This window comes from Dryocola clanedunensis, assembly GCF_038405435.1.
GTDB lineage: Bacteria > Pseudomonadota > Gammaproteobacteria > Enterobacterales > Enterobacteriaceae > Dryocola > Dryocola clanedunensis_A.
In genome coordinates this window covers 1-13,191 of sequence record NZ_JBBYHZ010000016.1, presented here as the reverse complement: position 1 = coordinate 13,191, position 13,191 = coordinate 1, and the positions used below count along the sequence as shown (strand labels likewise).

At 58.6% G+C, this 13,191-nt stretch carries 10 protein-coding genes; 4 read left to right on the top strand and 6 right to left on the bottom strand.

The window, feature by feature from the left end:
* Positions 1 to 108: 108 nt before the first annotated feature.
* Both hutI and hutG read left to right on the top strand, forming a co-directional pair.
* On the top strand, positions 109 to 1,338 hold the full coding sequence (gene hutI / locus AAE045_RS21685) for an imidazolonepropionase (protein WP_455549462.1): 1,230 nt from the start codon (positions 109 to 111) through the stop codon (positions 1,336 to 1,338).
* Positions 1,322 to 2,119 (top strand): N-formylglutamate deformylase, encoded by a 798-nt coding sequence (gene hutG, locus AAE045_RS21680; protein ID WP_455549461.1) that lies wholly within the window; start codon positions 1,322 to 1,324, stop codon positions 2,117 to 2,119. The genes hutI and hutG overlap by 17 nt, the downstream gene beginning before the upstream one ends.
* Positions 2,120 to 2,196: 77 nt before the next feature.
* Here the strand turns inward: hutG and spy are convergent, their stop codons facing one another.
* Both spy and astE read right to left on the bottom strand, forming a co-directional pair.
* A complete protein-coding gene (gene spy / locus AAE045_RS21675; RefSeq protein WP_455549460.1) occupies positions 2,197 to 2,685 on the bottom strand; it encodes an ATP-independent periplasmic protein-refolding chaperone Spy in 489 nt (162 codons plus the stop codon).
* Positions 2,686 to 3,013: 328 nt separating this feature from the next.
* Positions 3,014 to 3,979, bottom strand: a complete 966-nt coding sequence (astE, locus tag AAE045_RS21670) for a succinylglutamate desuccinylase (protein WP_455549459.1) — start codon at positions 3,977 to 3,979, stop codon at positions 3,014 to 3,016.
* Positions 3,980 to 4,275: 296 nt separating this feature from the next.
* On the opposite strand from astE, the gene AAE045_RS21665 reads away from it, so the two are divergent.
* Entirely contained in the window at positions 4,276 to 5,607 is a 1,332-nt protein-coding gene (locus tag AAE045_RS21665; protein ID WP_455549458.1) for a glycoside-pentoside-hexuronide (GPH):cation symporter, read from the top strand.
* A gap of 19 nt (positions 5,608 to 5,626) precedes the next feature.
* Positions 5,627 to 7,663, top strand: a complete 2,037-nt coding sequence (locus AAE045_RS21660; protein WP_455549457.1) for a TIM-barrel domain-containing protein — start codon at positions 5,627 to 5,629, stop codon at positions 7,661 to 7,663.
* Positions 7,664 to 7,707: 44 nt separating this feature from the next.
* Here the strand turns inward: AAE045_RS21660 and astB are convergent, their stop codons facing one another.
* The 4 genes from astB to AAE045_RS21640 are packed head-to-tail and all read right to left on the bottom strand — an operon-like array spanning position 7,708 to position 12,759.
* Entirely contained in the window at positions 7,708 to 9,036 is a 1,329-nt protein-coding gene (gene astB, locus AAE045_RS21655) for an N-succinylarginine dihydrolase (RefSeq protein ID WP_455549456.1), read from the bottom strand.
* Positions 9,033 to 10,511, bottom strand: coding sequence for a succinylglutamate-semialdehyde dehydrogenase (gene astD, locus AAE045_RS21650; protein WP_455549455.1), 1,479 nt, complete (start codon positions 10,509 to 10,511; stop codon positions 9,033 to 9,035). Before astD ends, astB begins: the two co-directional genes overlap by 4 nt.
* A complete protein-coding gene (gene astA, locus AAE045_RS21645) occupies positions 10,508 to 11,542 on the bottom strand; it encodes an arginine N-succinyltransferase (protein WP_455549454.1) in 1,035 nt (344 codons plus the stop codon). Before astA ends, astD begins: the two co-directional genes overlap by 4 nt.
* Entirely contained in the window at positions 11,539 to 12,759 is a 1,221-nt protein-coding gene (locus tag AAE045_RS21640) for a bifunctional succinylornithine transaminase/acetylornithine transaminase (RefSeq protein ID WP_455549453.1), read from the bottom strand. The genes astA and AAE045_RS21640 overlap by 4 nt, the downstream gene beginning before the upstream one ends.
* Positions 12,760 to 13,191: the final 432 nt, after the last annotated feature.

Here is a 13,191-nt window from a genome sequence, read left to right as displayed (position 1 = left end):
GACAAAATCCTGCAACGGCGTCACCAAAACGCCCGGCGACTGTTGATGAATTTAGCATGCTGTGCCAGGTTGAATGCAATTGTCTATACAACCTGACCGGAGCATGCCATGTCCTCTCCCCTTACCTGCGACAGCCTGTGGAGCGGTGCCACCTTTGTCACCCTGCGGGCAGGTCAGTACCATGCCATTGAAGACGGAGCGCTCGCCGTGCTGCGCGGTAAAATCCTCTGGATCGGCCCGAAAGCCGAAATGCCGGAGATCCACGCCGCCGAACATCACCGCTTTGCGGGCGGCATTGTGCTGCCGGGGTTTATTGACTGCCACACCCACCTCGTCTTTGGCGGCGACCGCAGCGCGGAGTTTGAAAAACGTCTTAACGGCGTCAGCTATGCGCAGATCGCAGCCGAAGGCGGCGGTATTATCTCCACGGTGAAGGCGACCAGGGCCGCGAGCGAAGATGAACTGCTGGCCTCTGCCCGACGGCGGCTGAACCATCTGCTGGCGGAGGGGGTGACAAGCCTAGAGATAAAGTCCGGCTACGGGCTGGATATCGACAATGAGATCAAGATGCTGCGCGTCATCCGCAGGCTGGGCGAGCAGGAGCCGGTCGAGGTGTATGCCACCTGCCTGGCGGCCCATGCGATCCCGCCGGAGTTTAGCGGCGACGGCGACGGGTGGATTGAGGTTGTCTGCAACCAGCTGCTGCCGCGCGTCGCTCAGGAAAAGCTCGCCGATGCCGTTGACGCCTTTTGCGAGCATCTGGCCTTTAGCCCCGCTCAAACCGAGCGCGTGTTTACCGCTGCCCGCGAGCTTGGGCTGCCGGTTAAACTTCATGCCGAACAGCTGTCGCCGCTGGCGGGCAGCAGCCTGGCCGCAGGTTTTGATGCCCTTTCAGCCGATCACCTGGAATACGCCACCGAAGCGGACGCCAGAGCGATGGCGGAAAGCGGCACCGTTGCCGTCCTGCTGCCCGGCGCTTTTTATCTGCTGCGCGAAAAGCAGCATCCTCCGGTGGCGGCTTTTCGCCAGCATGGCGTCCCCATGGCAGTCGCCAGCGATGCTAATCCGGGCACCTCAACCGCGCTGTCGTTGCGTTTGATGCTCAACATGGCCTGTACGCTGTTTGGACTGACGCCGGAGGAAGCGCTGGCTGGCGTGACTATCCACGCGGCGCGGGCGCTGGGCATTCAGGCCAGCCACGGCAGCCTCGAGACCGGCAAAATTGCCAACTTTGTGCACTGGCCCGTGGCGCGTCCTGCCGAACTGGTCTATTGGTTAGGGGGGCAATTGCCCTGCACCGTGATTTATCAGGGAGAGAGACGTGAAAGCAGCCTTTGAATTTACCAAAGGGAAACTGCCGCTTCTGGTCAGTATTCCCCACGCGGGTACGGCATTAACGCCGGAGGTCGAGGCAGGCCTGAGCGACGCAGCCCGCCCGCTGCCGGATACCGACTGGCACATTCCCACACTGTATAATTTTGTTCGCTCCCTTGGCGCAAGCGTGCTGGTGGGCAACTACTCCCGCATGGTCATCGATCTGAACCGTCCGTCAGATGACAAACCGCTCTATACCACCGCCACTACGGGGCTTTTCCCCGATACGCTGTTTGATGGCTCAGCCACTTTTCTGCCCGGCAGGGCTCCGGATGCGCGGCAGCGTCAGGCCGCGCTGGAGGCCGTCTGGCTGCCGTATCATCAGCAGCTTCAGCAAGAGCTTGAACGGCTAAAAGCGGAGCACGGCTATGCGCTGCTGTTTGACGCGCACTCTATCGCCAGCCGCATTCCGCGCCTGTTCGAGGGAACGCTGCCTGATTTAAACCTCGGCACCAACGGCGGACGCAGCTGCGATGCGCTGATTGAGGAGCACCTGGCCGCCCGTATGGCCAGCCAGCAGCAATACAGCTGGGTGGTCAACGGGCGGTTCAAAGGGGGATACATTACCCGCGCCTACGGCAACCCGACGCAGGGGGTGCACGCCGTTCAGCTGGAGCTGGCGCAGCGTAATTATATGGATGAGCAGCCGCCCTTTGGCTATCGCGAAGAGCGGGCAAACGCGCTGCGGCCGCTGCTTGAACAGCTTATCAGCGCCATGATGAGCAGCGCGCAGCAGATTGCATAAAAAAGAAAACCGCCGGTCCTGTCCACAGCGATAACGCTTTTGTGAACAGGACCGGCGGTCTTAAGTCAGTCGATCGATTATTCCCGATCGGTTGGCATTTTACCTTCATGGGCGTGACGTTCTGTCAGACGCTTCTCAAAATTGGCATTAAACTGCTTTTTCTGCTCCGGGGTCAGAATGTTGTAGATCTTATTCTGAGTTTCCATGTGGGCCAGCATGCGAGCCTTGTTCTGCTCGGCCATTTTGTCGATCTGCGCCTCAGCCTTCGCCTTGTCGAAGCTGTCGCTGGCGATAATGCTGTGTGCCGCACGACGCTCATCTAATGAAGGGCGCTCCATTTTGCCACGCTGCGCTTTCATGATGTCGCGCACCTGCTGTTTCTGCGCGTCGGTCAGGTTCAGATCTTTAAACATCATGTCGTGGTGGCCGCCGCGCATGCCTTTATGATGCATCATCGGCGCGTCGGTTTTCGCCGCGGTGGTGGTCGTTGTGTCTGCCGCATGAGCCAGGTTCGCTGCGCCCAGAGCCAGAGTTGAAGCAACAAAGAGAGCTGTTAATTTACGCATGTTTTTATCCTTCTCATTTAATTTGGTTCTTTTCACGACTGGTTTGCCGTGTTGACGAGATTGAGTTTACGGGGTCAATCGTCAAGGAGTAGATTGCCGGAGTAAAGCATTGCAAGGATAAAAAACAATAATGCATCAATTATGGAGAAAATAAGGATTAAGGCGGGGATAATTGCTACAAAACATATCAAGGCACTGATATTCAACGAATAATGGAGAAAGTGTATAGTAATTTCCCTGCTGAAGAAAGCAGCAAGTTAGGAATTGTCTGTATATTTCTAAGCGAGCGGGGGAAAATTACTGGCCCCCGTCCCTGAGAGCCCTGTTTTTATATTTCCCGAAGCATTAATCCTGCCCGCAGACCCGGCGCAACGTCTGGGTTAGGGAATAAAACAAATTCCTTATCTTCTTTCACCACGTAACGCGTATTGCCATCTTCTGCCAGCAGCGTGTCCTTCGGGAAGGCGGTGAAGTTTTGCGTCTGCGCGCCCATATGCAGTACGAAGGAGTCAGAAAGCCGGGTAATTTGCTGGGCTACCTCATAGCGCAGCGGCTCGGCTTCGGCTACCGGCACCTCTCCTCCGGTCAGCAGCGCGCTCAGCGCCTCTTTGGTGACCGCAAACTGGCTGAGATCGTTTTCGCCGAACGGCTGCGCCTTGCCTAGCTCCAGCGTGCAGCTGAGCGCCGTAAAGTGCTCGCTGCTGAAATGGGTAAAGGTGCCTCCCGGCGCCTTATGGAACACCAGCGCCTGTAGCCCGGCGCAGCCGAGCCACGCAAGAAAGGCTTCATCATAAGGAAGCGGACGCACGGGCAGCACGCCGAAACGAGGATGGTAGGAGCTGCGGATAGCAGTATGCATATCCAGATGCCAGAGAATGGTTTCATCCCCCTGCGACCAGAACAGCTCAAGGGCATGCTCCAGGCGTCCCGCCCGCTGGGTCTCAATGCTTTCCGGAAACTGCTGCCAGCGCCCGCCGAACATGCGGTTCATGTCGCTGTGCATATAGCGCTTATTGCTGCGCAGCGCCGCCGGGTTGCCGAGGATCACCAGCAGGCGCCACTGCAGGGCCAGCCTGCCCGCCAGTAAATCGTCCACCAGCTCCGCAAGGATTTCGACCGGTGCGGTTTCGTTGCCGTGCACGCCAGCCGAGAGCACCAGCGCTTTCTCCACCGGCATCAGCGGCGTGAGCGTTAAAATGCCCTCATCGCACCACTGCCAGCTAAGGTGGTCATTCTTTCCTTCCGTTTGCGTTGGCGCTTTCCCCGCCAGGGTCTGCGCCAGAAAATCCAGCATTTTGCCTCCTGAATGGCCGAGTGGGTGGGTAAATTGTCCACTCAGTAAATTATAGGTTCAAAACAGTAAGCTGATATGCCTGATTTTAGTAGTGTTATTTGCGAGTGAAAGCAAACGCTGCCGGAAAACTGCAACTTTCCGGCAGCGGATACCCGCTCACTGTTACCGGTATCACAAAAAGTAATTCTCACAACGCCGGTACAAGATCTCGCAATTGCCACTGCTGAGCGCCCTGGTCAATGATGAATACCGGTAAAGCATCATTTATTTTCACCCCACCACCACAGGCGCAGAAAATGAAAGAAAAGATTACCCTGAAGGAAAAAATAAGCTACGGACTCGGGGATATGGCCAGCCATATTGGCCTGGATAACGTCATTATTTTTCTGACCTTCTATTATACCGACGTTGTAGGATTACCGGCGGCATTCGTCGGCACCATGTTTTTACTGGCAAGGTCGATAGACGCCATAATCGATCCGGCAATGGGTTATCTTGCGGATAATACCCGGACAAAGTGGGGTAAATTCCGGCCCTATTTATTATGGCTGGCCCTGCCCTTTGGCATCAGCTGCCTGCTGACCTACGCGGTGCCGGAATCTTTATCGCTCACCGGCAAAATGATCTTCGCCAGCGTCAGTTATTCTTTCATGATGCTGATGTATACGGCGATTAATATTCCCTACTGCTCTATGGGGGCGGTGATCACCTCGAGCAACGAACAGCGTATTTCTTTGCAGTCCTGGCGCTTCTTCCTGGCGACCCTGGGCGGGGCGATGTCGACCTTCCTGATGATGCCGCTGGCGACCTGGCTTGGCGGCGACGATAAGCTTTCCGGCTACCGCCTGGCGATGGGGATTATGGCGGCCCTTGCGGTGGTGATGTTCTGGATCTGCTTTGCCAACACCCGCGAGCGCATCAAAGCCCCCGCCTCTCACTCCAATTACCTCAGCGATTTAAAGGACTTATTCGCTAACGATCAGTGGCGCGTCGTAGCCATGCTGGTGCTGACCAACATCGGTTTTGGCGTCATTCGCCTGGGCGCCATGATGTACTACGTCACCTACTATCTGGGCAGCGCCAGCTGGTTTATGTGGCTGCTTGGCGCGCATATCGCCGGTAAAGCCGCAGGCAGCGCAATGGCAAAACAGCTTACCCGCAGATATAACAAAGTGCAGATGTTTGGCACCTGTTCGGTGCTGGCGGGCGTATTAAGCATCGCGCTGTTCTTCGCGCCGAAACTGGTTATCGTGCTGGTGGTCATGACCTTTATTATTTCCACCTTCTACCAGTGCACCACAACATTAATGTGGGTAATGATGGCGGACGTGGCGGATTACGGCGAATGGAAGCAGGGTAAAAGAATGGACGGCATTGTCTTTTCTACTTTACTGGCCGTGCTGAAATTAGGCATGGCGTTAAGCGGGGCTATTGTTGGCTGGACATTAGGATTTAGCGGCTACGTCGCCCATGCCGAAATTCAAAACGGCGCTGCCCTGCTGAGCATTATTTCATTATTTACCGTCGTGCCGGGAATACTTTCTCTCGCCGCGTTTGTCATGCTGCGCTGGTACAAACTTGACGACAGCGTGATGCACGAAATTAATCTTGCCAAACAAAATGCCTGAAGAAATTAAGGAGTAGATCATGAGTGAATTATTTAAACGCGACAACGCTATCGAGTGGCATTTTGACCGGCAGACGCTGCGAATCGAACCCTGGGGTAAAAACAGCCTGCGCGTGCGGGCAACCCAGCGCGGCGCATTTTCTGAAAATCTCTGGGCGCTGTTACCTGTAACGTCGCAGCAGGCGAGCATCAGCGAAGGAAAAGAGTCGCTGACCATCCGCAACGGCAATCTCTCCGCCACCGTTAACAGCAAGGGCCAGCTGGCTTTCCACAACCAGCGCGGCGACCTGCTGCTCGAAGAGATGTGGCGCCAGCGCTCCACCGTCGGCATCGGCGCGACGGAAAAGAGCCAGGATAAATACATCAGCGCGCTGAAGCTCGACGGCCGCGAATTTAAGCCCAATCCGGGCGGTAAATATCAGCTCACCGTCCGCTTCGAGGCGGCCAAAGATGAAAAAATCTACGGCATGGGGCAGTACCAGCAGCCGTGGCTGGATCTGAAAGGCTGCACGCTGGAGCTGGCGCAGCGCAACTCCCAGGCCAGCGTGCCCTTCATGCAGTCCAGCCTGGGCTACGGCATGCTGTGGAATAACCCGGCGATTGGCGAAGCGAGTTTTGCGAAGAACGGCACCCAGTGGAAGGCGCTGGTCTGCGAAGAGATGGACTACTGGATCACCGCCGGGGATAGCCCGGTCGAGATAACCCGCCAGTACGCCGAGGCCACGGGCAAAGCGCCGCCGATGCCGAAGTTTGCGACGGGTTTCTGGCAGTGCAAGCTGCGCTATCGCACCCAGCAGGAGGTGCTGGACGTCGCCCGCGAGTACCAGCGCCGCAGCCTGCCGCTGTCGGTTATCGTTATCGACTTTTTCCACTGGCCAAATCAGGGCACCTGGTGCTTTGACCCTATCGACTGGCCCGATCCGCAGGCGATGGTCAGCGAGCTGCGCGAAATGGGGATCGAAACGATGGTCTCCGTGTGGCCAACGGTAGACAGCCGCACCGAAAGCTACAAAGAGATGAAGTCCAAAGGCTATCTGGTGACCACCGAGCGCGGCGTATCGGTCAATCTGGACTTTATGGGTAACTGCACGTTTTTCGATGCCACCAACCCTGCCGCGCGCCAGTACGTCTGGACTAAGGTTAAAGAGAACTACTACGATGCGGGCATCCGTCTTTTCTGGCTGGACGAAGCGGAGCCGGAATACCGCGCCTATGATTTCGATAACTATCGCTATCACACCGGGCCGGTGCTGGAGGTCGGCAACAGCTACCCGCGCGATTTCGCCCAGGGCTTTTATGAAGGTTTGCAGGCGCAGGGCGAAAAAGAGATCGTTAACCTGGTGCGCTGCGCCTGGGCGGGCAGCCAGCGCTACGGCGTGCTGGCCTGGTCCGGCGACGTCCATTCGTCATTCCATGCGCTGCGCAACCAGCTGGCCGCCGGGCTGAATATGGGGATGGCGGGTATCCCGTGGTGGACCACGGATATCGGCGGCTTCCAGGGCGGCAACATCCACGATCCCGCCTTCCACGAGCTGCTGATCCGCTGGTTCCAGTGGGGCGCATTCTGCCCTGTCTTCCGCCTGCACGGCTACCGTGATCCGCAGGTTCAGCCGCCGGAAGCCTTCCGCAACGGCATCCCGCAGTGCAACAGCGGTTCGCCAAACGAAGTCTGGAGCTACGGGGAAGAGAACTGTCAGATTATGTCCCACTGGCTTCAGGTTCGCGAAAGCATTCGCCCGTATATCGACGGCGTGATGGCGCAGGCAAGCGAACACGGCGATCCGGTGATGCGGCCGCTCTTCTACCACTATCCGCAGCAGAGCAACAGCTGGGAGATTGAGGATCAGTACCTGCTGGGCGAAGATCTGCTGGTTGCGCCGGTCATGCAGGCGGGCCAGCGCCAGCGCGATGTCTGGCTCCCGGAAGGAGAAAGCTGGATTTCACTGAGTGGGGAGAACTATCAGGGTGGCCAGCTGATAGCCGTTGAGGCGCCGCTGGAGTCTATTCCGGTGTTTATCCGCGCCGGAAGCGACGTGGAGAAGCTGCTGCTGAAATAAAACGCTGCCGGATAAGACCAACGCTTATCCGGCAATATTAACTGTCAGATCTGGAAAGGATAAACCGATCCCAAATCCAGAATTCGCGTCAGCTCGTCCAGCGCTTCCCTGCCCTCGCGCAGCAGCAGCGGGTCGGCCAAATCAGCCTGGGTCAGACGGTCGCGATACCAGCGGTCCACCCAGCCGTTCAGCGTGACGAACAGCCTGTCGTTCATCATCACCGCCGGGTTAACCGCCCGCAGCTCTTCAGCGGTAAGCACGACGCGCAGGCGCAGGCAGGCAGGGCCGCCGCCGTTCGCCATGCTTTCACGCAGGTCGAAAACCTTCAGCTCGCCGATGGGGTTATCGCCGGCCAGCAGCTCATTCAGGTAGCCCCACACGCCCTCATGCTGGCGCGCCTCTTCCGGCAGCACCAGCAGCATGCTGCCGTCGTCCCGGCTCAGCAGCTGGCTGTTAAACAGATAGGTCGACACGGCATCCGCCACCGATACCCGGCTGGCCGGGACCTCCAGCGCCGTAAAGCCGGGTATTTTCTGACGCAGCGTGGCGTAAAGCTCCTGCTGGTGCAGGAACGCCTGCTCGTGGCAGAACAGCACCTGGCGGTTCGAGACCGCAATCACGTCATTATGAAATACGCCCTGGTCGATCACCGCCGGGTTTTGCTGGGCATAAACCACCAGCTTCGCATCCACCTGGTTCAGGCGGGCTACGGCCTGGCTTGCCTCCAGCGTTTGCCTTGCCGGATAGCGCGCCGGTATCAGCCCGGCCTTCGCCTCTTCCCGCCCGTAGACAAACAGCTGGACGGACGGATCGCCGTAATCTCCGCCGAGGCGGTTATGGTTTGCCGCCCCCTCGTCGCCGAACATACCTACCTGCGGCAGCGCGCCGTGGACGGCAAAATGGTGCTCATCGCGGAAAATGGCGTGCAGCAGGCTTTCAGTGGTTGACGCTTCGCTCGCCCGGTGAAATTTGTTGTTAAGGTTCGCGACGGTCAGATGCACCTTACCGTCCAGGCTGTCGGCGGACGGCGAGACGGTGGCGGCGTTTGCCACCCACATCGACGAGGCCGAGCTGGCGGCAGACAGCAGCTGCGGGGCCTGTTTCGCCACCTTCTCAACAATCTGCGCGTCGGTTCCGGTAAAGCCCAGCTGGCGCAATACGGGAACGTTCGGCCGTTCCTGCGGTGGGATAACGCCCTGCGGGAATCCGGCATCCGCCAGCGCCTTCATCTTCAGCAGACCCTGCTTCGCCGCCAGCTTCGGGTTGGATACGCGGAACTGGTGTTTCGTCGAGGCCTCGTTCCCGAACGACAGCCCGGCGTAGTGGTGGGTCAGCCCCACCAGGCCGTCAAAGTTGGCTTCGCGGGCCTTCATGGCAGCTCCTTACGGCTGAAATCCAGCCCGGGGCTTAATGTTTCCGGCAGCGGGAACGCCGGGCTTTCCAGCGTCGCCATCGGCCACGCGCAGTAATCCGCCGCGTACCAGGCGCTGGCGCGATGGTTACCGGAAGCCCCCACGCCGCCGAACGGTGCGGTACTTGCGGCCCCGGTCAGCGGTTTGTTCCAGTTCACGATACCGGCTCGCGCTTCCAGCAGCAGCCGATCGAACTGCTCACGGTCTGGGGAAATCAGCCCGCTTGCCAGCCCGAAGCGGGTGTTATTCGCCATGCGGATAGCGTCGTCGAAGCTGTCATAGCGGTAAACCGCCAGCAGCGGCCCGAAGACCTCTTCGTCCGGCACGTCCCGCACGTCGGATAATTCAACGATGCCCGGCGTCAGCAGTGAGCTCCCCGCCTTCACCAGCTTCGGCTCCAGCAGCGGTTTGCCGCCGCGCGCCAGATGTTCCTGCCAGGCGCTCAGCACGCGTTCGGCCGCCTGCGCCGAAATCAGTCCGCCGATAAACGGCTGCGGCGTCGCATCCCACTCGCCCGGCTGGATACGGGAAGCCACCTCAACCAGCCGCGCTATAAATTTGTCACCCTGCTCGCCCTTCTTCACCAGCAGGCGGCGGGCGCAGGTGCAGCGCTGCCCGGCTGTAATAAATGCAGACTGAATTGCCACGTGCACCGCACCGTCGAGATCTTCCGGGTTTTCAACGATCAGCGGGTTGTTGCCTCCCATCTCAAGGGCGAGAATTTTTTCGGGCTGCCCCGCAAACTGACGATGCAGCTGGTAGCCGGTATTAGCGCTGCCGGTAAACAGCAGCCCGTCGAGGTCGCGCTGCTGCGCCAGCGCCTGCCCGGTTTCACGTCCGCCCTGTACCATGTTCAGCACGCCCTCCGGCAAGCCAGCCTGTTCCCACAGCTTCATGACCAGCTCGCCAGTGCGCGGCGTCAGTTCGCTGGGCTTGAAGATTAGCGTGTTGCCCGCCAGCAGCCCCGGCACGATATGCCCGTTAGGCAGATGCCCCGGCAGGTTATACGGCCCGAATACCGCCAGCACGCCGTGCGGACGATGACGCAGCGTTGCCGCCCCATCGGCCATTGGCGTGTGCGTTTCGCCGGTCCGCGTGTGGTATGCCTTAATGGAGATGGCGATTTTATTGATCATCGCCGTCGCTTCCGTTGCCGCTTCCCAGCGCGGTTTCCCCGTTTCCTGGGCGATGGTCGTGGTCAGTTCGTTTTTGCTTTCTTCCAGCAGGCGGGCGAATTGCTCAACTATCGCCTGTCGCTCGGCGAAAGGTTTTTTAGCCCATGCCGGGAATGCCGCACGCGCCGCTGCGCAGGCCTTCGCAACCTGTTCGCCGCTGGCGGAGACGCCTTCCCAGAGCAGCTCGCCGTTAACCGGATTATGCTTCTGCATCGCCTCGCCGAGGCCGGCCGTCCACTGTCCATTGATCCACTGGGTCATACTTTTTTCTCCTCGGGGCACAGGCGAACCAGGCGAACCTTGTCGCCGGTAGAGCAGTTCAGGGCTTCCGCCGTGGTGGCGTCGATGATCAGCCGGTCGCCTTTCGGATTGGCTTTAATCAGCATCGCGCGGAAGTTGTGATAGTTTTCGTTGGCCACCAGGCAGACGGGCAGATCGTCCGTGGCGGGCTGGCCGATGACCACCTCCGTCATGCGGCTCTTGCGGATGGCCCGCACGCGGTCGATGTCGCACTCAAGCGTCGGGCCGCCGTCGAAGATATCGACGTAATTACGGTAGCGGAAGCCTTCAGCCTCCAGCACCGCGCGGGCGGGAGCGGTCTGCGGATGCACCTCGCCAATCACCGCCTGCGCTTCCGGCGAGAGGAAATCCGTATAGATAGGGTGCTTTGGCATCAGCTCGGCAATAAATGCTTTTTGCCCGGTGCCGCACAGATAGTCCGCGCGGCTGAACTCCATCGAGAAAAAGCGGTTGCCCAGGCTTTCCCAGAACGGCGAATGGCCGTGTTCGTCAATGACGCCGCGCATCTCCGCCACGACCTTGTCGTTGAAGCGTTCGCGGAAGGCCGCCATAAACAAAAAGCGGGATTTTGACAGCAGGTAGCCGTTGCCCTCTTTGCGCCAGTCGGCATCGAGGAACAGCGTGCACAGCTCGCTGCTGCCGGTGTGGTCGTTGCTCAGGAACAGCGTCGGCAGCGCGTTATAGATATTCAGCTCTTTCGAGGCGTGGACCAGCGTGCCGAAGCGATAGTTGTACCAGGGGTCGTTCAATCCCACCGCCACTTCGATGGCGCAGATGCCTACCACTTTGCGGCTGGCCGTCTCCTCAAGGACAAAAACGTAGCCCTGGTCGCCCTTCGACAGGCCGCCCTGCCAGGTATTAATGGAGCGTTCAATGCGCTCCGACAGCGTTTTTTCATCGACGGGCAGCGAGGTCAGCCCGCCCCCCGTTTTCCCCGCCAGCGCCATCAGCCCGGACAGATCGCCGCGCTCAACAGGACGGATGATCATCATGATGTTTCTCCCGCAGTGAAGCGTTCGCAGGCGCGCTCAAAGCGGTCGAGTCCTTTGCGCACGTCCGCCTCGCTGATAATCAGCGACGGGGCGAAGCGCACCACGTTAGCACCCGCTATCAGGATCATCAGCCCTTCCTGAACGGCGGCCTGCAGAATAAGTTTAGCCTTGCCCGCGTGTTCCTGTTGCAGCACGCAGCCAATAAGCAGCCCCAGCCCGCGGACTTCGCTGAACAGCTGATGCTTCTGATTGATCTTGTTAAGGCGCTCGACAAACCACTCGTGACGCTGCTTCACGCCGTCCAGCACCTCCGGCGTATTAATCAGTTCCATGACGCGCCCGGCGACCGCGCCAGCCAGCGGGTTGCCGCCATAGGTTGTCCCATGGGTGCCGACAACCATCACCTGCGAGAACTTATCGGTAGTCAGCATCGCGCCAATCGGGAAGCCGCCGCCCAGCGCTTTTGCGGTAGAGAGCACGTCCGGCGTAATGCCGTAGTGCATATAGGCGTACAGGGAGCCGGTACGCCCGACGCCGGTCTGCACCTCATCGAAAATCAGCACCGCGTTATGGCGGTCGCAAAGTTCGCGCAGGCCCTGCAGGAACGTCGGGTCCGCAGGCACCACGCCGCCCTCGCCCTGCATTGGCTCAACGATCACCGCGCAGGTGTTTTCGTCGATAAGCTCGCTGGCGGACTGCAGGTCGTTATAAACGGCGTGGCTGATATCCGCCGGTAGCGGCGCAAAATCTTTTGAATAGGCGGGCTGCCCGCCTGCGGAGACGGTAAACAGCGTGCGCCCGTGGAAGGCATTTTTGAAGGCGACGATGCCGCTTTTTTGCGGACCAAAATTATCATGAGCGTATTTACGGGCCAGCTTCAGGGCCGCTTCGTTGGCCTCCGCCCCGGAGTTACAGAAGAATACTTTGTCGGCGAAAGTCGCGTCGATAAGCTGCTTTGCCAGACGCAAAATCGGCTCGTTGGTATAGCCGTTGCCGGTATGCCAGAACTTTTCGGCCTGGGCAACGAGGGCCGCGCGCAGGTCCGGGTTGGCGTGCCCCAGCGCGTTAACCGCAATCCCGCCCGCAAAATCGATGTAATCCTTACCCTGCTGATCCCACAGGGTGGACCCTTCACCGCGCACCGGAATAAAAGCCGCAGGGGCGTAAACGGGCATCATCCAATCGTCGAAGTTCTGGCGTGTTATTGATTGCGGCATAGCGACCTCTTCCGGTAAATAATAAGTAACCTAAATGTTAAATAATTGAGTGTTTGCACTGTGAATGTAGATTGCACGCTTCGTGCCAGCCAGCGATAAAAGTGCATAGCGAGGAGGTCAGAAAGGAAAATCAAGGAGTTACAAAATTGACTTATGCATTAAAAGTGAATAATAAGTGCATAGTTTTACCTGCGGGGCGGGTTGACCGGAGGAAAACAAGAAATATTATGCAACCGTAAAATATAATGCTGGAATTGTGATCGCTCGCGGGATTTGCCCGCCATTTATGCACCGAATCGGGGCGGCATGGGTCATTTTGGTGCGGATATTGCCCGGCGTACGTCATGAGTCCCTTTGTCAACGCAAAGCAGAAAAGGCCTTTTTGTTGCAAGACACAAATGTCCTGACTTCTGGCTAAGGCATAGGTTTATT

What these genes read in the sequence shown, in the direction of transcription:
- hutI (WP_455549462.1), top strand. Translation starts at nt 109, where the DNA reads ATGTCCTCTCCCCTTACCTGCGACAGCCTGTGGAGCGGTGCCACCTTT.
- spy (WP_455549460.1), bottom strand. Translation starts at nt 2,685, where the DNA reads ATGCGTAAATTAACAGCTCTCTTTGTTGCTTCAACTCTGGCTCTGGGC.
- astE (WP_455549459.1), bottom strand. Translation starts at nt 3,979, where the DNA reads ATGCTGGATTTTCTGGCGCAGACCCTGGCGGGGAAAGCGCCAACGCAA.
- AAE045_RS21665 (WP_455549458.1), top strand. Translation starts at nt 4,276, where the DNA reads ATGAAAGAAAAGATTACCCTGAAGGAAAAAATAAGCTACGGACTCGGG.
- AAE045_RS21660 (WP_455549457.1), top strand. Translation starts at nt 5,627, where the DNA reads ATGAGTGAATTATTTAAACGCGACAACGCTATCGAGTGGCATTTTGAC.
- astB (WP_455549456.1), bottom strand. Translation starts at nt 9,036, where the DNA reads ATGAAGGCCCGCGAAGCCAACTTTGACGGCCTGGTGGGGCTGACCCAC.
- astD (WP_455549455.1), bottom strand. Translation starts at nt 10,511, where the DNA reads ATGACCCAGTGGATCAATGGACAGTGGACGGCCGGCCTCGGCGAGGCG.
- astA (WP_455549454.1), bottom strand. Translation starts at nt 11,542, where the DNA reads ATGATGATCATCCGTCCTGTTGAGCGCGGCGATCTGTCCGGGCTGATG.
- AAE045_RS21640 (WP_455549453.1), bottom strand. Translation starts at nt 12,759, where the DNA reads ATGCCGCAATCAATAACACGCCAGAACTTCGACGATTGGATGATGCCC.